At 60.2% G+C, this 18,463-nt stretch carries 13 protein-coding genes and 1 pseudogene; 8 read left to right on the top strand and 6 right to left on the bottom strand.

From position 1 onward, the window contains the following. Nucleotides 1–136 precede the first annotated feature (136 nt). Complete coding sequence (locus RGM3321_RS19225) at nt 137–1,060, bottom strand: DMT family transporter (protein ID WP_244394420.1); 924 nt, start codon at nt 1,058–1,060, stop codon at nt 137–139. 121 nt (nt 1,061–1,181) lie between these two features. Between RGM3321_RS19225 and RGM3321_RS19220 the strand changes: the two genes are divergently transcribed. Both RGM3321_RS19220 and RGM3321_RS19215 read left to right on the top strand, forming a co-directional pair. After that, nucleotides 1,182–1,751: a helix-turn-helix domain-containing protein gene (locus RGM3321_RS19220; RefSeq protein WP_244394419.1), complete on the top strand. Its 570-nt coding sequence runs from the start codon at nt 1,182–1,184 to the stop codon at nt 1,749–1,751. A 41-nt stretch (nt 1,752–1,792) separates the two neighbouring features. Continuing rightward, nucleotides 1,793–3,196 carry an FAD/NAD(P)-binding protein gene (locus tag RGM3321_RS19215; protein ID WP_244394418.1) on the top strand — a complete coding sequence of 468 codons (1,404 nt, stop codon included), beginning with the start codon at nt 1,793–1,795 and terminating at the stop codon, nt 3,194–3,196. Nucleotides 3,197–3,348: 152 nt separating this feature from the next. On the opposite strand, the gene RGM3321_RS19210 is transcribed toward RGM3321_RS19215, so the two are convergent. Beyond that, nucleotides 3,349–4,455, bottom strand: coding sequence for a sigma-54 dependent transcriptional regulator (locus tag RGM3321_RS19210; protein ID WP_244394417.1), 1,107 nt, complete (start codon nt 4,453–4,455; stop codon nt 3,349–3,351). Continuing rightward, a complete protein-coding gene (gene ssuD / locus RGM3321_RS19205) occupies nt 4,455–5,594 on the bottom strand; it encodes an FMNH2-dependent alkanesulfonate monooxygenase (RefSeq protein WP_002554062.1) in 1,140 nt (379 codons plus the stop codon). The genes RGM3321_RS19210 and ssuD overlap by 1 nt, the downstream gene beginning before the upstream one ends. Nucleotides 5,595–5,983: 389 nt before the next feature. Here ssuD and RGM3321_RS19200 point away from each other — a divergent pair, with 389 nt between their 5' ends. Then, nucleotides 5,984–6,889 carry a Ku protein gene (locus RGM3321_RS19200; protein ID WP_244394416.1) on the top strand — a complete coding sequence of 302 codons (906 nt, stop codon included), beginning with the start codon at nt 5,984–5,986 and terminating at the stop codon, nt 6,887–6,889. 20 nt (nt 6,890–6,909) lie between these two features. Continuing rightward, complete coding sequence (gene ligD, locus RGM3321_RS19195) at nt 6,910–9,504, top strand: DNA ligase D (protein WP_244394415.1); 2,595 nt, start codon at nt 6,910–6,912, stop codon at nt 9,502–9,504. Nucleotides 9,505–9,544: 40 nt separating this feature from the next. Here ligD and pssA read toward each other — a convergent pair whose 3' ends face one another. Further along, nucleotides 9,545–10,888 carry a CDP-diacylglycerol--serine O-phosphatidyltransferase gene (gene pssA / locus RGM3321_RS19190; RefSeq protein ID WP_244394414.1) on the bottom strand — a complete coding sequence of 448 codons (1,344 nt, stop codon included), beginning with the start codon at nt 10,886–10,888 and terminating at the stop codon, nt 9,545–9,547. A 248-nt stretch (nt 10,889–11,136) separates the two neighbouring features. On the opposite strand from pssA, the gene RGM3321_RS19185 reads away from it, so the two are divergent. Next, entirely contained in the window at nt 11,137–13,323 is a 2,187-nt protein-coding gene (locus RGM3321_RS19185) for a TonB-dependent siderophore receptor (RefSeq protein WP_244394413.1), read from the top strand. Between the two features lie 44 nt (nt 13,324–13,367). On the opposite strand, the gene RGM3321_RS19180 is transcribed toward RGM3321_RS19185, so the two are convergent. After that, nucleotides 13,368–14,525 carry a glycerophosphodiester phosphodiesterase gene (locus RGM3321_RS19180; protein WP_244394412.1) on the bottom strand — a complete coding sequence of 386 codons (1,158 nt, stop codon included), beginning with the start codon at nt 14,523–14,525 and terminating at the stop codon, nt 13,368–13,370. Nucleotides 14,526–14,783: 258 nt separating this feature from the next. Between RGM3321_RS19180 and RGM3321_RS19175 the strand changes: the two genes are divergently transcribed. From RGM3321_RS19175 to RGM3321_RS19165, 3 genes and pseudogenes are all read left to right on the top strand, one after another. Further along, nucleotides 14,784–15,716 (top strand): 2-hydroxyacid dehydrogenase, encoded by a 933-nt coding sequence (locus RGM3321_RS19175; protein WP_244394411.1) that lies wholly within the window; start codon nt 14,784–14,786, stop codon nt 15,714–15,716. A gap of 109 nt (nt 15,717–15,825) precedes the next feature. After that, nucleotides 15,826–16,547, top strand: a pseudogene (locus RGM3321_RS19170) (CTP synthase). Next, complete coding sequence (locus RGM3321_RS19165) at nt 16,544–16,870, top strand: antibiotic biosynthesis monooxygenase (protein WP_244394410.1); 327 nt, start codon at nt 16,544–16,546, stop codon at nt 16,868–16,870. The pseudogene RGM3321_RS19170 and the gene RGM3321_RS19165 overlap by 4 nt, the downstream one beginning before the upstream one ends. 3 nt (nt 16,871–16,873) lie before the next feature. Here RGM3321_RS19165 and RGM3321_RS19160 read toward each other — a convergent pair whose 3' ends face one another. After that, nucleotides 16,874–18,292: a TIGR00366 family protein gene (locus tag RGM3321_RS19160; protein WP_244394409.1), complete on the bottom strand. Its 1,419-nt coding sequence runs from the start codon at nt 18,290–18,292 to the stop codon at nt 16,874–16,876. Nucleotides 18,293–18,463: the final 171 nt, after the last annotated feature.

The following is an 18,463-nucleotide window of genomic DNA, read 5'->3' as shown; positions in this document are numbered from 1 at the left end:
TCAAGCATCATACGTGCCAGACACCCCGATACCAAAGGGACTGTTTCCAAAATTTCCTACAAAAAGTGTCTGCTGTTTTTAAGTCAGCAAAAAGTTGTCACGGGAAATATGTTTCACCGCGGAAAATAACCACCTCTCACTCGGCTTTGCGCATGCCATCTTCCTCAGCAAGGCTCTGTTCACTGAGTGCAGAACGCCGCTTCATTTCGCTGACGATCACCCCGGCCACAATCAATGCTGCGCCTAGCAGAGCGATGCCCGGCAAGCGTTCCCCAGCCACTCTTCCGACAATCCCGGCCCAGACCGGTTCACCGGCATAAATAACCGTGGCGCGCGTAGGCGAAACACTTTTCTGTGCCCAGTTCATGGCGATCTGGATAATTGCACTCATCGCGCCAAGCCCAACTGCGCTGAGCACCAGCAACCAGGAAAAGTCCGGCAAGCGTTCCTGAGTAGGCACGATCATCAGAAAGGCCAGAGCGGAGGCAGTTGCCAGTTGCACCACGGTGACCCGCCGCACATCGACCTTGCCGGCATAGGCACTGATCATGATGATCTCTGCTGCGATGGCCACCGTGCTGATCAGCGTCACGATCTCGCCGGAACTGAGTTGCAGGGACGCTCCCTGCGGCCCTGCCACCAGCATCAGCCCGGTGAAGGCGAGGATGATGCCCAGTGTCGGCATCAATCCCGGTCGACGGCCAAGCACCAGCCATTGCAACAACGGCACGCAGGGCACGTAAAGTGCCGTGATGAACGCCGACTGACTACTGGGGATGGTCTGCAGTCCGACGGTCTGCAGGCCGTAGCCGAGCATGATCGCGGTGCCGATGAAGACACCGGCCTTGAGTTCGAGAAAGGTAAGACCGCGCAGCACCTGCATTGAAAACAGCGCTACGATAAGCGCCGCTGCAGCGAAACGCAGACCGACGAAGAACATCGGGCCGCTGACGGTCAGTGCATGCTGGACCAGCAGGAAAGTACCGCCCCAGAGCATGGTGATCAGAATCAGTACGGCTTCTGCCTTGCTGATGCGGGGTAATCGGCTGATAGACTTCATGTCAGCTCCAGATTCCTGTGAATGGCTATGAATGACGATGCGCCTGATGAGAGGCGGAACACTCTGAAAGCGTCCTCGGATTGGGCAGTATAATGCGCAACGGTTTTATGTGAGCACCACCATGCACAAAGAAAATTCTCAGCGCCCACCGGTGTTGCAGCACGTCAGTCAGAACGTGCGGCGTTTGCGCAACTGCGCTGACCTCAGCCAGACCGCTCTGGCGGAAAAGTCCGGGGTCAGCCGCCGCATGCTGGTCGCTATCGAGGCGGGCGAGAAGAACGTCAGTCTGGCGACGCTGGACCGGGTAGCCGAAGCATTGGAGGTGGCGTTCAGCGACTTGATCCAGGCCCCCGAAAATCCCGATTACAGCCGTATCAACGAACTGGCCTGGGCCGGTACGATTTCTGGCAGCAAGGCCGTGCTGCTGGCCCGAGCGGTTGCCCGCCGGGAAGTCGAGCTGTGGGAGTTCTGCCTGGAGCCCGGCGATGCCTATGTCTCGGAAGCTGATCCGGATGGCTGGAGTGAGCAGGTGTATATCGTAGAAGGGCACCTTACTCTGCGCCTCTCCGATCCAGCAGCCGTGCAACAGGTCGGCCCGGGCGAGTTTTTCATGTTTCCCAGCAATCAGCCGCACCGCTATTGCAATGAGGCTGACGTGCCCTTGCGCTTTGTGCGTAACGTCGTGCTCTGACCTCCCGACTCTTTTATCGCAACTGACCGAGGTGCTGCTCGATGACCGAAGACCCTAACCAGACGGCTGACATTCTGATCATCGGCGGAGGTCTGAGCGGCACCATGCTGGCGGCGCAGTTGCTACGCAGGCCTGGCCAGCGCCGTATCCTGATCATCGAAACCCGTAGCGAGCTTGGCCGGGGCGAGGCCTACAGCGCAACAGAGCCGGGCCATACGCTCAATGGCAATGCGGCGCGCATGAGCGTCGACCCCGATGACCCGGACGACCTCACGCGCTGGCTGACGGCCTATCTGGCCGAGGGCGGCTGGCCTGAAGCGGCCGGGCAGAACGTCCCGGTCGCCGAGCTGTTCCCGCCGCGCGGCGTGTTCGGGCTTTATGTTCAGCAGCGATTGCGTGAAGCCCGTGGCGCTGGTGAGGCGTTTGGCTCTACGGCAACGCATGTGCCCGGCGAAGCGGTCGATGTACAGATCGATGAACATGGCGTGAGCGTCACGCTGGCCGACGGTCGTATATTGCGTGGCAGCCAGGCCGTGCTGGCGACCGGTATGTACGCCGCTTCACGCACACCGCAGCGTGAGTCGAACGCACTGAACGCGGCAGCGCTGGACCCCTGGAACGTACAGGCAATGCAACAGCTCGATGCGCAGTCCAGGGTATTGATCATCGGCTCGGGTCTGACCATGGTCGATGCGCTGGTCTCACTGGAAAAGGCCGGGCACCGCGGGCCGATTCAGATATATTCCCGACATGGCCTGCTGCCTCATGTGCGACGCCAGCCACCGGAATGGTCTGATTTCCTGGCGCAGGACCCGAGTATCCGCAGCACTCGCCAACTGGTACGCAAGGTGCGCGAGCAGTGTGAGCTGGCCATCGAAAGTGGCATTGACTGGCAGGCCCCGCTGGACACCGTGCGCGCCAATGTCGGCAGGCTGTGGAATCAGGCCAGCGACAGGCAGCGCCGTCAGTTTGTCCGTCATGTACGGCCATGGTGGGAGAGTCATCACCATCGCTCGCCGCCACCCAGCGCCGCACTGCTGGCGCAACTGATCAGGCAAGGTCGGCTAAGCATTGACGCGGCTTCGTTGCAGGCTGTTGCGAGCTTGCCGTCAGGCCAGGTACAGATCAGCGTACGTCGGCGCGGTGATAGCGAACCGACGCAGATCGTTGGCGATGCCTTGATCAACTCCACCGGCATCGAGTACGACTGGCGACGGGTGGATCGCCCGTTGCCTCGTCAATTGCTGCTGCGAGGTTTGATTCAGCCCGGACCGCTGGCGCTGGGCATTGCTGCCGACGCCGGTGGCGCGGTGCTAGACGCGCAAGGTCACTGCTCGTCACGCCTGTTCGCCATGGGCCCGCCACTGCGCGGCATGTGGTGGGAAAGCACCGCTGTGACCGACGTGGCGATTCAGGCCAAGGCTCTGGCAATGCGTTTGTCGTGAAGCGCCGCGTGCTCGGGAGAGGACGCAGAGCGTCCAGAAAGGCATACCCACGCGGAGCATGGGCACGATAGCGTTCTTGCGGACAGCGATCGTTCCTCACGCTCCAGCGTGGGAATGCCGTTCATGACGCTCCGCGTCATCGGTCTGGGCCTTCACACCGACAAATGCAGCATCCGGTCGCCCTGTACATTTTCACCCGGTCTGCGTTTGTTGACTGCCAGCTCACCGATCTTGATCAGACGAGTGCGCGTGACGTTGCGGGTCAGGCCCAGCAGGCTGGCGGTGTGTACCTGATTGTGATGGCAGTAGCGATATGCGGTCCTGAGCAGCGTGTCTTCGACCTTCTCGTGCAAGGCACCCGCCTGTTCTTCAAACAGCTTTTGAAACGCCCGACTGAGTAACTGTTCGGCTGATTCGTCAACCGGATTCTGCTCGTCCTGGCGCTCGATTCTCAAGTTCGACAGGCGCAGGTCATCACGCTGAATGACGCCTTCGCGGCAGACCAGCAAGGTGTGATGAATAACGTTTTCCAGCTCGCGAATATTGCCCGGCCAACTGTAGGTCTTGAGCTTGTGCTCGGCTTCGGCGCTGATGCGCACCGGGCCATGGCGCAGACGCTGGCTGTAGACCTCGATGAAATGCCGGGCCAGCGGCAGGATGTCGCCGGGCCGCTCGCGCAGCGGGCTCAATTCCAGATTGACCACGTCCAGCCGGTAGTAAAGGTCCTCGCGAAAATGCCCGGCATTGATGGCCTTCTCCAGTTGTACGTTGGTGGCTGCGAGCACCCGCACGTCAATCGGCACGCTCTTGCGCGAGCCCAGGCGGACCACTTCACGCTCCTGAAGCACGCGCAACAGCTTGACCTGCAATGTCATGGGCAGATCGCCGATTTCATCGAGAAACAGCGTGCCGCCGTTGGCCTCTTCGAACCAGCCGGCCTTGGCACTGATCGCCCCGGTAAAAGCGCCTTTCTCGTGGCCGAACAACTCGGCCTCGATCAGGTTCTCGGAGAATGCGCCGCAGTTGACCGCCACGAACGGCTTGTCGCGGCGGGCACTCAGTTCGTGGACGTGCCGTGCAACCAGTTCCTTGCCGGTGCCGGTCTCGCCAATGATCAGTACGCTGGCATCGCTTGGCGCCACCTGGCGCACGTGAGCGAGCAGATCCTTGGACTTGGGGTCCTCGAACACCTGCGCAGTGGCTCTGATCGAGGTCGCCAGCGCAGGCGAGTGCGGTAAGGTCAGCAGTTGCCCAGACATCACTTGGCCTGCGGGGGCAGATCGTTGGCGATCATTTCGCCGAACGGGCCCGTGAGGTTGGTGATGCCTCGCCCGGCGAGGCTGGCGTAAGGCTCAGGCAGCAGCGGGAAGACCAGTTCGGCAAAGCGGTACGCTTCTTCCAGGTGCGGGTAGCCCGAGAAAATGAAGCTCTCGATGCCCAGGTCCGCGTATTCCTTGATGCGTGCCGCGACTTCCTGCGGGTTGCCAACCAGTGCCGTGCCAGCACCGCCCCGAACCAGGCCCACGCCCGCCCACAGGTTAGGCGCGATTTCCAGGTTGTCGCGGCGTCCATCATGCAGCGCAGCCATACGGCGTTGCCCCTCGGAATCAAAGCGCGAGAAAGACTTCTGGGCCGCAGCGATGGTTTCGTCGCTGATGTGCTCGATCAGCGTGCTGGCGGCTTTCCAGGCCTCTTCGCTGGTTTCGCGCACGATGACGTGCAAGCGGATGCCGAACTTCACGGTACGACCCTTGCGGGCTGCCCGTTCACGTACATCGGCCAGCTTTTGGGCCACAGCTGCCGGAGGTTCGCCCCAGGTCAGGTAAACGTCTACCTGATCGGCCGCAAGGTCATGCGCGGCATCGGAAGAGCCACCAAAGTACAGCGGCGGATAGGGCTTTTGAATCGGGGGATAAAGCGCCTTGGCGTTCTGCACGCGCAGGTGCTTGCCTTCGAAATCGACTGCTTCGCCCTGTAATACGCGACGCCAGATCTTCAGGAATTCGTCGGTGACTTCATAGCGTTCGCTGTGATCGAGGAAGCTGCCATCACCACGGTTTTCGTCCGGGTCGCCACCGGTCACCACGTTGATCAGCAGTCGGCCGCCGGATAAACGATCCAGCGTGGCCGCCATGCGTGCCGAGACAGTAGGCGAGATGATTCCCGGACGGATTGCCACCAGATACTTCAGACGCTCGGTCAATGGCACCAGTGCCGAGGCGATGACCCACGAGTCTTCGCAAGAGCGACCGGTCGGAATCAATACCCCGTAGTAGCCCAGGTCATCGGCGGCCTGTGCCACCTGTTTCAGATAATTGAGGGTGACGGGACGTGCGCCCTTTGTCGTGCCCAGATAATGGCCGTCGCCGTGAGTCGGAAGAAACCAGAAAACGTTCATGACAAATCCTTGGGAATGATCAGCTGAGTGAAAGCTGACGGGACCAACTGTTGGTTTGCAGACAGTTCACCAACAGCGTTCGGGGTGGGGCCATTTATAGAACGTCTGATTTATTCCGCAAAAGAACGTTAAACCATATTTTTAGATCTTAAACGCATATGTAACTCGAAAATTCCTGTTCCTTTTTGCACGAACCCTTCTAGTACAAGGCTTTGACGGCTGCAGGCATCCCGTTAATACAGCTCGCATCAAGAGCCAAAACGTTGACAGCCAGATTGCCAGGATGAAAAACGCTTTGCGCCTGCGCGGGTTTTCCGGCGCTCGTCAGGCTGGCGAAACTTTTCTTCGACGGGTCCAGTCACTTTTTCAGGACCAACAGGAGTCAGACCATGGCAAGGGCAATCTGGAAGGGCGCAATCAGCTTCGGGCTGGTGCATATACCGGTCGCACTGGTGTCGGCGACAACGTCAACCAGTGTCGACTTCGACTGGCTCGACAAGCGCAGCATGGACCCGGTCGGCTACAAGCGAATCAACAAGGTCACCGGCAAGGAGGTCACCAGCGAAAATATCGTCAAGGGCGTGGAGTACGAAAAGGATCGTTACGTCGTACTCAGCGAAGAAGAAATTCGCTCGGCGCACCCCAAATCGACGCAGACCATCGACATATTCGCCTTTGTCGACAGCCAGCAGATTCCTTTGCAGAACATCGACACGCCTTATTTTCTGACCCCGGATAAACGCGGCGAAAAAGTCTATGCGCTGCTGCGCGAAACCCTTGTCGACACCAAAAAGGTGGCGCTGGCCAATGTCGTACTGCATACCCGCGAACACCTGGCGGCGGTCATGCCGCTGGAGTCGGCACTGGTCATGGTGATCCTGCGCTGGCCCGCCGACGTGCGTGAACTGGACACACTGGAACTGAGCGACGCAGTGACGAACGCACAGTTGAACAAAAGCGAATGCGACATGGCCAAGCGTCTGGTCAAGGACATGAGCGCCGACTGGCAGCCTGAGCAGTACCGCGACACTTTTCAGGACAAGATCATGCACTTGGTCAAAACCAAGGCAGACGAAGGCGAGATCGAGGATGTCGAGACGGATCCGGCCGAGGAAGAGCGCAAAAGTGCCGACGTCATTGACCTCACCGACTTGCTGCGACGCAGCCTGGCGGGCAAGGGTGGCGCCAGTAAAGGCAAAGCGAGCAAGCCCGCAGCAAAAGAAAAACCTGCTGACAAGGCCGCGGCCAAGCCCAAGCAGCCCGCCGCCCGCAAGAAAACCAGCAAAGCCTCTTGAGCCAGACGGAGACACCGGACATGGCCAAGCCCGCCAGTGAATACACGCGCAAGCGCAATTTCGCCATCACCTCCGAGCCTGCCGAAAGCAAGTGCAAAGGCAAGTCTTCGTCCAAGTCCAAGGCGCTGGGTTTCGTGATTCAGAAGCATGACGCACGCAACCTGCACTACGACTTTCGACTGGAACTGGATGGCACGCTCAAGAGCTGGGCGGTGCCCAAAGGCCCGAGCCTGGACCCCAGGCAAAAACGTCTGGCGGTGCATGTTGAAGACCATCCGCTGGACTACGCCGATTTTGAGGGCAGCATCCCGAAAGGGCAGTACGGCGGCGGTGATGTGATTGTCTGGGATCGTGGTGTCTGGCAGCCGCACGGTGATCCGCAAAAAACCTATGAGGAAGGCAAACTCAAATTTACCCTGGTCGGCGAGAAGCTCAGCGGCGACTGGGCGCTGGTGCGTACGCGGCTCACCGGCAGCGCCAGCAAGGAGCAATGGCTGCTGATCAAAGAGAAGGACGCCATTGCGCGACCTGCCGCCGAATATGACATCACTCGGGAGCAGCCGCAGAGTGTGATCAGTGGCGCGCACGTGGGGGCAGGGCGTGCAGCGCCTGCAAAGTCCAGGGCCAGCGCCGCAAGCGGAAAAGCCAAAGCCGCTGCGGCGAAGCCTGCGCGCAAGCCAGCGCAAAAGAAGTCGAAAGCGGTTTTTCCGGAGACCCTTTCGCCGCAACTGGCCACGCTGGTGGATACACCGCCAGCGGGTAACTGGCTGTATGAGATCAAGTTCGATGGCTATCGCATTCTGACGCGCATTCAGGGCGAGGAAGTGCGCCTGTTCACCCGTAACGGCCACGACTGGACCGAACGGCTGCCCGAACTGGTCAAGGCGCTCAAGGGCCTGAAATTGCAAAACAGTTGGTTTGACGGCGAAGTGGTGGTCCTTGACGAGCAAGGGTTGCCCGACTTTCAGGGTTTGCAGAATGCCTTTGACGCAGGAAACAGCAAAAACATCCTGTATTACCTGTTCGACATGCCGGTCCTGAGTGCGGAGGATCTGCGTGACGTGCCCCTTGAGCAGCGCCGCGATGCCTTGAAACAAGTGCTCGACGCACAGCGCAGTCGCTTGCTGCGTTATTCGGATGCATTTCAGGCCGGGCATCAGGATATTGTGGCAAGCGCTGCGGCAATGGGTCTGGAAGGGGTCATCGGCAAGCGGGCCGGCAGTGTTTATATCGGCAAGCGCAACGCCGACTGGATCAAACTCAAATGCCGTTTGCGTCAGGAACTGGTGATCGTCGGGTACACCGCCCCGCAAGGCAGCCGCTCCGCATTCGGGGCCTTATTGCTGGCGGTCAATGAGGGCGATGAAGGGCTGGTCTATGCCGGGCGGGTGGGCACCGGCTTCAGTGAGGTGACGCTTGAACAGCTTCATCAACAACTGAAACCGCTGCAGCGCAAGGATTCACCGCTGGCGAAAAAACTGACCTCGGCTCAGGCCCGTGGCGTGCAGTGGGTAGAGCCGCAGCTGGTCTGCGAAGCGGAATTCGCCCAGTGGACCCGCGAAGGCATTGTGCGACAAGCCGTATTTGTCGGATTGCGCAGTGACAAGCCTGCCATTGAGGTGGTGCGCGAAGACGCTCTGCCCGCCAAGGCTGTCAGCCAGACCCGAACGCAATCGACATCGGCAGCGCCGCGGACAGGCAAGAAAACCGCTACCGGCAAAGTGGACGTGGCGGGCACCGGCATCAGCAATCCGGAACGGGTGATCGACAGCAAGACCGGCACCAGCAAGGTCGAACTTGCGCAGTTCTACGCGTCTATTGCCGAATGGATTCTGCCGTACCTGAACAAGCGGCCTGTGGCGTTGTTGCGTTGCCCGGAAGGCATCGACGGCGAGCAGTTCTTCCAGAAGCACGCCGAGCATCTGGCGATTCCACACATTAAACAGCTGGATCGTGCTCTGGATCCCGGGCATGCCGCGCTGATGGAGATTGATTCATTGCAGGCGCTGGTCGGTGCCGCGCAAATGGGGGCCATCGAGTTGCACACCTGGGGCGCTACGCGTGACAGGATCGAAACGCCGGATCATTTTGTCCTGGACCTTGACCCCGACCCGGCGCTGCCCTGGCGCAGCATGATCGAAGCCACGCAAATGGTGCTCGCCGTGCTGGAGGAGCTTGGGCTTGAGGCTTTTCTCAAGACCAGCGGCGGCAAGGGCATGCACATCATCGTGCCATTGGCGCGGCAGGCTGACTGGGACACAGTGAAAGCCTTTACCAAGGCTATTGCGGAATTCGTCAGCCGTCAGTTGCCCGAACGCTTCACCGCGACCATGGGGCCGAAAAACCGGGTGGGGAAAATTTTCATTGATTACCTGCGCAACAGCCGTGGCGGCAGCACCGTTACTGCTTATTCGGTACGCGCCCGGCCAGGCTTGCCGGTCTCGGTGCCGATTGCTCTGGATGAACTGACAGGCCTGAAGTCCTCGGCGCAGTGGGACATCACCAACCTTGCGCAGCGTTTGAAGCAGCTCAAGGACGACCCGTGGGCAGGCTACAGCAACCGCCGCAGAATCACGCAAAAGATGTGGAAGCAGTTGGGGGCGAAACGCCCCTGACACCCCCGTTTCTTTGATTACATGGCCTTAGGCTATACGGTCAGAGTATCCGGTACAGTAATCGCTCGACCCGCACACGGCTGACGCGCTTGAGGAACTTGCGTACCCCTTCGGGATAATTGGCCAGTGTGTCGAGTTCGTCATACTGGTTGACGCGTTGGGTGTTGCGCATCAAATGAGCGATTTCCGCCTCGCGGGTTTCGCTCCACTGGCCCTTTGGGTCATCGATCAGCAAGGCGTTTTCAAGGTCCAGATTGAAGGCGCGAGGGTTCAGGTTATTGCCGGTCAGCAGCGTATAGCGCTGATCGACCCAGATGCCTTTGAGGTGGAACGTGTTATCGCCATGTTTCCACAGGTGCACGTTGAGGCGGTTCTGTGCGATTGCCTTCTGATGCTTGTGGGCAAAGCGTCGCAGGCTGATTTCATACAGATAGGGCAGGGCCGAGATCACCTTGAACGGCTCGTCCGGGTCGATGAAGAAGTCGTTGGCGGTCTTGTCACCGATGATGATATCGACCTGTACACCGCGCTTGAGCGCCCGATTGATTTCGCGGGTGACCGCCACCGGCAGGTTGAAATACGGCGTGCAGATGGTCAGCTGGATTTTGCTCGAGGCGATCAGGTCGCAGATGGCACGGTTCAGATTATTGCGCGGCCCGACACCCAACAGCGGAATCACCCGCAGCTCGCCGTTTTCCTTTTCGCCCGCTGAAGTGTCGTACGCAGCGCGTTTGAGGTCCGCACGAAAAGCGCGAATCTCGCTGCGAATGCTGCGCGAGCCAGGTGGCGATTGCAGGTCGAGGCGGTGCACAGCCGGTGAAGGGAGTATTTCGCGCTGCACCAGATTCTGGAAAGCGTCGGCCAGCGGCGCACTTTCGATCAGGTGGTAACGGTCCAGACGGTATTTGTCGAGCTTGTGCAGGTAGACGTTGTTGATGCTTGCGCCACTGTAGATCACACAATCGTCGATCACACTGCCCTTGAGGTGCAGCACGCCGAACAGCTCGCGGGTTTGCACCGGCACGCCGTAGATCGGTACTTCTTCATCGTATTCAAGGTTCTGCGCCTGATACCAGGTCGAGTTGCCCGGTTGCCGCCCGGCACCGATCAGGCCCCGCTGCGCGCGGAACCAGTCAACCAGCACCACGACATCCAGCTCAGGCCGCACAGCTTTGGCGGCGTACAGTGCGTCGAGGATCTCCTGACCGGCTTCATCCTGTTGCAGGTACAACGCGATGATATAGATGCGCCGGGTGGCCGAAGCGATCCTTTCCAGCAGACAGCGCCGATAGTCGGCGGCAGAAGGAACAATGGAGATTGCATCGCTCGGCAAGGCAAAACCACGAAGTGCTGCCAGTGTCGAGCGTCGGAAAGTGGACTGCATAGGCCTCTCGATGGGAAAACCAATAGCGCATGAGCTTACACGAGACTCGCACTCAGGTGGCTGTCCCCGACCTGTTTCAAAGCATTGCTGTGTGAGGCGTAGCGATGAGCGTTCGCTATGTAACGTCTCGCACACAAATAAATGATAAGCATTCCCAGTAACATATGGTAGCATTTCGCATCCACTGAGTCGGTCATCTCCAGGAAGGTTTCTTCCGATCTCGCTCATCTCGTCAGCAGGACCTTTTCATGCACACCCCATCGATCCCGATGCGCCTCACGTTGCTCGCATTTTGCTGTTCAATTGGTTCTCCGGCCTGGGCCGCTACCGCTGCCACCAGTCAGCAGGAAGGCCCTATGGTTCTCGGAGAGACCGATATCAGTGCCGACAAGGCCGACCCGCACGCGCTACCGCCCGTGTACGCAGGCGGGCAAGTGGCTCGTGGCGGGCAGTTGGGCGTTCTGGGCAATGCCGACGTCATGGACGTGCCGTTCACCATGACCAGCTACACCGAACAATTGATCGAGGACCAGCAGGCCGAAGACATCGGCGATGTGCTGCTCAATGATGCATCGGTTCGCCAGTCAAGCGGCTATGCCAATGCCTCGAAGATCTTCGTCATTCGTGGCCTCAAACTGACCACCGATGATATTTCCTACAACGGCCTCTACGGCGTGCTGCCGCGCCAGATCATCTCCACCGATGCGCTGGAGCGGGTTGAGGTTTTCAAAGGCCCCAATGCCTTTATCAACGGCGTAACACCGACCGGCTCCGGTATTGGCGGTGGCGTTAACCTGCAACCCAAGCGCGCGCAGGACACGCCGACACGGCGTTTTACCACCGACATCAGCAGCGACGGCCGGATCGGCGAGCACCTGGACCTCGGCCAGCGCTTTGGCGAAGACAATCGATTCGGCGCACGTATCAACCTGTCTCAGCGCGAAGGCGAAACCGGCGTTGAAGACGAAGAGCATCGCAGCAAGCTGTTCGCGCTGGGGCTTGATTATCGGGGTGACAACTTCCGTCTTTCCGGCGATTTTGCCTACCAGAAGCAGCGCATTAATCAGAGCCGCAACACGGTGTTCGTTGGCAGCGGCCTGACTCGTGTGCCGCATGCGCCGGATGCCGACACCAATTACGCGCCGAACTGGACCTGGACCGAAACAGAAGACACCTTTGGCATGAGCCGGGCCGAATACGACCTCAACGATGACTGGACGCTGTACGCCGCAGCCGGTGCCAAGCACACCCGTGAAAACGGTATCTATGGCTCGCCGACCATCAATGACGCCGCAGGCAACATCACGGCGTCACCGTCTTCCATTCCGCATGACGAAGACAACAGGACAGCCATGGCCGGCATCAACGGCAAGCTGCAGACCGGCGCGGTCAGTCACAAGGTCAACTTCGGTCTGTCCGGCATCTGGACCGAGCAGCGCAGTGCCTACCTGTTCGGCAGTCCGGCTGGCAGCAACCTGTACAACCCTGTGGAAACAACACGTCCTGCGCTGGACAGCTTCTCGGGTGGCGATCTCAGTGACCCCGGTATCATCGGCAAGAGCCGCATGCGCAGCGTAGCGTTCTCCGACACGCTGGGCTTTTTCGATGATCGCTTGCTGCTGACCGCAGGCCTGCGTCGTCAGCAACTGCGCGTCCAGGGCTACGACTATGGCAGCGGCCCGCGCAACTCGCTGTATGACGAGGCAATTACCACGCCGGTCTACGGACTGGTGTTCAAGCCTTGGCGCCATGTGTCGTTCTATGCCAACCGCATCGAAGGTCTGGCCCAGGGCCCGACGGCACCGAGCACCGTGACGATCAACCCCGGCGAGGTGTTCGCGCCGGCGCGCTCAAAACAGATTGAAGCGGGCGTGAAGCTGGACATGGGTACGTTCGGTGCAAGCCTGGGTGTATACCGTATCGAACAACCGACTGATGGCTACCAGATTCAGGATGGCAGCGGAACGCGCTACGTCCGTGATGGCGAGCAGCGCAACCGTGGCGTGGAAATGAACGTGTTCGGCGAGCCTGTCAGCGGCCTGCGTCTGCTGGCCGGTCTTACTCTGATGGACACCGAGGTGAGCGGCACGTCGGGTGGCAGCAATGATGGCAACAGAGCCATTGGTGTGCCGACCTTTCAGTTCAATGCGGGGGCCGACTGGGATGTGCCAGGCATCACGGGCGCAGCCATCAATGCGCGCATGCTGCGCACCGGTGGGCAATATGTAGACGCTGCGAACAACCTGAGCATTCCGACCTGGAACCGTTTCGATCTGGGCGCGCGCTATACCTTCAACGTTGCGCAAAAGGACGTCACGCTGCGTGCCAACGTCGAAAACCTGATGAACAAGGATTATTGGGCATCGGCCAATGGGGGCTATCTGACTCAAGGCGAGCCGCGCACCTTGAAGCTGTCCGGCACCATAGATTTCTGATCAATCGGCGCTGGCCGCATCGCAGGATGCGGCCAGCCAGTCGATCAGTAGCCGTTACGCTTGAGAATCGTGTCGATGCTCTCTTTCGCTGGCCGTCCGTAGAACTTCAACAGTTCGGCGGTGCGGTTGGTGAAGAAACCGTCAACCCCGTCATTGCTGATCCGCTTGAAGTCCTCTGCGTCGTCCACCGTGTAAGGGTGGATCACCATGCCTTTCTCGTGGGTCAGGTTGTTCATCCAGGGTTTGACCAGGTCCATGTAGCTCTGATCGCCACCCTTGGCCAATTGAGAAGAAGGGCCGGTGCCGATCGCGCCATGAGCCTTGGCCCAGTCAATCCACTTCTGGAACTCCTCGGGCGATTTGACCTCCTGCGCTGCGTAGTAGCTGGCCTTGTCCTTGGCCCCCGAGTCTTTGAACGCGACGCTGGATTTGGGCTCTATCGAGCCTTCGCCAATCCATAGCAGCATGACCTTGGGCACTTTCGGCATTTCTTTTTGCAGCAGCTCCAGGCTCTGCTTCTCAAACGTCTGCAATACCACGCGCCCCGGCATGTGCGCGACGTTCACATGACCAGCCGCTGCGGCAGGACGCTGAGCCAGCCAGCCACGTTTGGTCAGCACCTTTTTAAGGTCGGCTTCGACACCGGGAAACTTGTTCGGCACCTTGGTCTCGATGTACAGCCCAGGCTTGTTCGCCCCGCCTTCGGCGATGTCGATGACCTCATCCAGCGTCAGGATCTGCAATCCGCTGTAGCTCGCGCGCGCCCGGTCGGGGTAAGCCTTGTTGAACCATGAGCCAGCGTCCAGTTGCTTGAGCTCCGCCAGGGTGAAGGTGCTGACCGGGTCCTTGACCCGTGTCGGGAACACTTCGGCAATGTTGGTCGTACGTTCCAGTACGTCATCGTGCAGCGCTATCAGCACGCCGTCTTTAGTGCGCTGGATGTCCATCTCCAGATAGTCCGCGCCCAGGTCGCGTGCCAGGGTATAGGCCGGAATGGTCTCTTCCGGAGCGTCGAACGAAGCTCCGCGATGGGCGATAACGGCTGGCCAGGGCAGACCGTATTTTTCGCTCAGCACCTTGCCCGGTGCCTCCGCCGCCGCTGCCATACCGGATGACAGCATCAGGCCCGACATGACCGCTGCGGCCAGGAGGGTCTTTTTCAACAGGGTTGTGGTCGACAGAGTGGCGGAAAATCCTTGCATGGTCGGTTGGTTCCTTATGGATGGAAGGCGTTCGACTGCACCAGCCAATACCGTTACTGGTCACAGCGCTGCACGCAACGATAGCGCACTATCGCGTTGGCGAGGTTGCTTGTGCCTCAGTCTGTCCGGCAAATGCGTCCACTTTATGAATGCCCGGCGTTATCGCGAAAGGTTTTTTTTCAATGAGCACCATTGGCTATGCACAAGCGTACCGAGTCGCGTTACTGTCAGCGTTTTGCTGACCGAACGGGAGTGCGCATGACAACGGTATTGGTGCTGGTGGAAAACCTGGACATGTATTTGCCGATTCTGGAAAGCAGCGGTTATCAGCTGATTCGTGCGCCGACGGCCGAACTGCGCGCCGAGGCGATTGCTGCACACGGGAAGAGCATCAGCGCCGTGGTGACGCGTGGGCCACTGGGTTTTTTCGCCGAGGAAATGGATGCACTGCCAAACTTGCGCATCATTTGCGTTAGCGGTGCCGGCTACGAAAAGGTTGATTTGCCCGCCGCGCAGGCTCGCGGCATCACCGTGACCAATGGTGCAGGCGTCAACGCCGCCACAGTGGCGGACCATACTCTGGCGCTGTTGCTGTCGCTGGTACGCGACATTCCGCAGGCCGATGCGTCGGTACGCCGTAGCGAGTGGCGCAAGGTGGTTCGACCGTCGCTGGCAGGCAAGCGTCTGGGAATCGTCGGGCTGGGTGCGGTGGGGCTGGCGATTGCCAGGCGTGCAGCCGCGTTCGACATCGCTATCGGTTATCACAATCGCAAACCGCGCACCGACTGCGATTACACTTGGCACGCCACCGCACAGGCGCTGGCTGCGGCGTCGGATTTCCTGGTCATCGCCACGCCCGGTGGCAGTGGCACGCAGCACTTGATCGATTCCGGCGTGCTTGAAGCGCTGGGCCCTGACGGCTTTCTGGTCAACATTGCGCGTGCCAGTGTTGTGGATACCCATGCGCTGGTCAGTGCACTTCAGAACGAGCAGATTGCCGGGGCTGCGCTGGATGTGTTCGACGATGAGCCCGCTGTGCCGGACGTACTCAAAACGCTGGGCAATGTTGTGCTGACGCCCCATGTCGCAGGCCTGTCCCCCGAGGCCTCCAGAGACAGTGTGCAAATGGTCAACGATAACTTGCTGGCGTTCTTTTCCGGGCAGCCGGTGCTGACGCCTGTGACTGAATGAGCAACCGTGCACGCTTGCACGCGAGGCATTGCTGTAACGCCCATTCTGCTGATTTTGCTGCCTGTTTATAGTCCGCCCGGGCTGTACGAAACCAAACAGGGAGCAGGGCATGGGCATAGCAGACAACGCACGCAACGGGATACGCATCGGTCTGGTCGGGGACTTCAGTGCGGATGTCCCCGCGCATCAGGCCATTCCATTGGCTTTGCACAGGGCGGCGGACGCCGCGCAGGTAGCGGTTGATATCGAATGGCTGCCGACCCCGCAGATCGGCACGGTGCGCACCTCGCGGAGTTCGATGGCCTGTGGTGCGTCCCGGCTAGCCCTTATCGGGACATGCTGGGCGCGCTGACCGCCATCCGTTTCGCCCGCGAGCATCGGGTACCGTTTCTGGGGACTTGCGGGGGCTTTCAGCACGCGTTGCTCGAGTACGCCCGCAACCAGTTGGGTTGGGCAGACGCCGAGCATGGCGAAACTGCGCCGGACGCGGCAAACGTGATTATCGAGCCGCTCAGTTGCTCGCTGGTCGAATCGGTGGCAGCGATCCAGTTGCAACCCGACACGCTGATTGCCCAGGCCTATGGCAGGCTCGACATCGAAGAGCGCTATCACTGCCGCTACGGCCTGCGCCGCGAGCTGGAGTCGGCGCTGTTCGGCAAGCACCTGAAAGTCAGTGGGCGGGGTCCCGAGGGCGACGTGCGCTGTATGGAGTTGCAGGGGCACCCGTTCTATGTCGCCACACTGTTCCAGCCGGAGCGTGCTGCATTACAGGGTCAGACGCCTCCTGTGGTGGCCGCGTTCGTCCGCGCCTGCCTGAGCAACCCGACATGATGGCCGCCCGGTTTACCACGCCTTACTTCGCCGTGGTGTTTACCTCGCTGCGTACGCCTGACGATGAGCCGGCGTACGCAGAGGCGGCGCAGCGCATGGTCAGCCTGGCCCGGCAACAGCCCGGTTTTCTGGGTGTGGAGTCGGCGCGCGGTGACGACGGCCTGGGCGTCACCGTGTCCTACTGGAGCGATGAGGCCGCGATTCTCGGCTGGAAACAGCAGGCCGATCATGCCCAGGTCCGCGAGCAGGGACGTTCGCGCTGGTATCAGGCGTTTACCACGCGAATCTGCCGGGTCGAGCGTGACTACGCGTTCGACGTTTAGGTATCAGGGCATTACCGGCGGCACATAGGCCAACGTGGTGCCCAGTGCCCAGAGCAGAAACAGCACCAGCGGCGTGTGGACCAGCAGTTGTACGAACGAGAAGCCGATCAGGTCACGCGCCTTGAGGCCCAGTACGCCCAGCAGCGGCAGCATGTAGAACGGATTGATCAGGTTGGGCAGCGCTTCGGCTGCGTTGTAGATCTGCACCGCCCAGCCGAGGTGATACTGCAGGTCGTTGGCGACTTGCATCACGTAAGGCGCTTCAATGATCCACTTGCCGCCGCCCGACGGAATGAAGAAGCCCAGAATGGCCGAATAGACGCCCATCAGAATCGCGTAGGTATCGTGGGAGGCAATGCTGGTAAAGAATGTCGAGATGTAGTGCGCCAGGGTCTGCGCATCAGCGCCTTTGACTGTGGTCAGTAACGCAGCAATCGAACCGTACAACGGGAATTGAATCAACACGCCAGTGGTGGTGGGCACGGCCCGCGCTACGGCATCGAGAAAGCTGCGTGGTCGCCAGTGCAGCAACGCACCGAGCATGATGAACAGAAAGTTGTAGGTGTTGAGCCCGGAAATCGCGGTGATCGCCGGTTTGCTCGAAAACTCGCTGAACAGCCAGCCGACTCCCAGCAGCACCATCAGGATGATCAACAGCGGGCTGTATTCCAGCCATTCGCCGGGCCGTGTGCGAGGTGCCAGTGGCGGCAGCCTGAATGCCGGGTCGACACCGCAGGCTTTGGCGTCCCGGGCGCTGTTCGGGCCAGGGGCGGTGGCATAGGCCACGATCAACGATATGACTACCAGCGCGGCGAGCATGACCCCGGATTGCCAGAGAAAGATGGTTTCAGTGAAAGGGATCACGCCGGTTATCGCCAGGATCGAAGGCGGCAGACTCGCCGGATTGGCCTGCAACTGCGCAGCCGAAGAAGACAGCCCCAGCGCCCAGACTGCGCCCAGCCCCAGATACGCGGCAGCACCGGCCGCGCGATAATCCATGCGCAGATCGGTACGGCGGGCGAGGGCGCGCACCAGCAGGCCGCCGAACACCAGTGACAGCCCCCAGTTGAGCAGCGAAGCAAGCATGGAAATCAGCGCCACCCATGCCACCGCCGAACGACCGTTACGCGGCACCCGGGCCAGGCGGTCGATCAGGCGCACCGCGGGCGGCGAACTGGCCACGACGTAACCGCCGATGACCACGAAGGCCATTTGCATGGTGAACGGAATCAGGCTCCAGAACCCGTCACCGAACGCTTTGGCAGCCTCGGCCGGGCGTGCGCCAATGGCCAGTGTTGCCAGTGTGACGATGACCACCGCCAGCGCGGCAAATACCCATGAATCGGGAAACCAGCGTTCAGCCCATGCGGCGCAGCGCAAGGCAAATCGGGCAGAGCGGCTTTCTTCTATGTTGGCGGCCACCGGGGGCACCTCTTTTTGTAATTATTATCGGGGAGTTACTTGAACAGCCGACTATTGCGGACGCAGGGCGTCCAGAGCGACAAATCCTGTGGGAGCGACCGGTGCGGCAATCCGCATTGCTCGCGAAGAAGCCAGTACAGTCCCCGGATATCGGGTGTTTGAACCAGCGTC

Origin of the sequence: Pseudomonas sp. RGM 3321 (assembly GCF_022836805.1) — a bacterium.
Lineage (GTDB): Bacteria > Pseudomonadota > Gammaproteobacteria > Pseudomonadales > Pseudomonadaceae > Aquipseudomonas.
This window is presented reverse-complemented; position numbering and strand designations above follow the sequence as displayed.

Bases quoted from the DNA above. Each gene is read 5' to 3' on its own strand.
- RGM3321_RS19225 (WP_244394420.1), bottom strand. From the start codon at position 1,060: ATGAAGTCTATCAGCCGATTACCCCGCATCAGCAAGGCAGAAGCCGTA.
- RGM3321_RS19220 (WP_244394419.1), top strand. From the start codon at position 1,182: ATGCACAAAGAAAATTCTCAGCGCCCACCGGTGTTGCAGCACGTCAGT.
- RGM3321_RS19215 (WP_244394418.1), top strand. From the start codon at position 1,793: ATGACCGAAGACCCTAACCAGACGGCTGACATTCTGATCATCGGCGGA.
- RGM3321_RS19210 (WP_244394417.1), bottom strand. From the start codon at position 4,455: ATGTCTGGGCAACTGCTGACCTTACCGCACTCGCCTGCGCTGGCGACC.
- ssuD (WP_002554062.1), bottom strand. From the start codon at position 5,594: ATGAACGTTTTCTGGTTTCTTCCGACTCACGGCGACGGCCATTATCTG.
- RGM3321_RS19200 (WP_244394416.1), top strand. From the start codon at position 5,984: ATGGCAAGGGCAATCTGGAAGGGCGCAATCAGCTTCGGGCTGGTGCAT.
- ligD (WP_244394415.1), top strand. From the start codon at position 6,910: ATGGCCAAGCCCGCCAGTGAATACACGCGCAAGCGCAATTTCGCCATC.
- pssA (WP_244394414.1), bottom strand. From the start codon at position 10,888: ATGCAGTCCACTTTCCGACGCTCGACACTGGCAGCACTTCGTGGTTTT.
- RGM3321_RS19185 (WP_244394413.1), top strand. From the start codon at position 11,137: ATGCACACCCCATCGATCCCGATGCGCCTCACGTTGCTCGCATTTTGC.
- RGM3321_RS19180 (WP_244394412.1), bottom strand. From the start codon at position 14,525: ATGCAAGGATTTTCCGCCACTCTGTCGACCACAACCCTGTTGAAAAAG.
- RGM3321_RS19175 (WP_244394411.1), top strand. From the start codon at position 14,784: ATGACAACGGTATTGGTGCTGGTGGAAAACCTGGACATGTATTTGCCG.
- RGM3321_RS19165 (WP_244394410.1), top strand. From the start codon at position 16,544: ATGATGGCCGCCCGGTTTACCACGCCTTACTTCGCCGTGGTGTTTACC.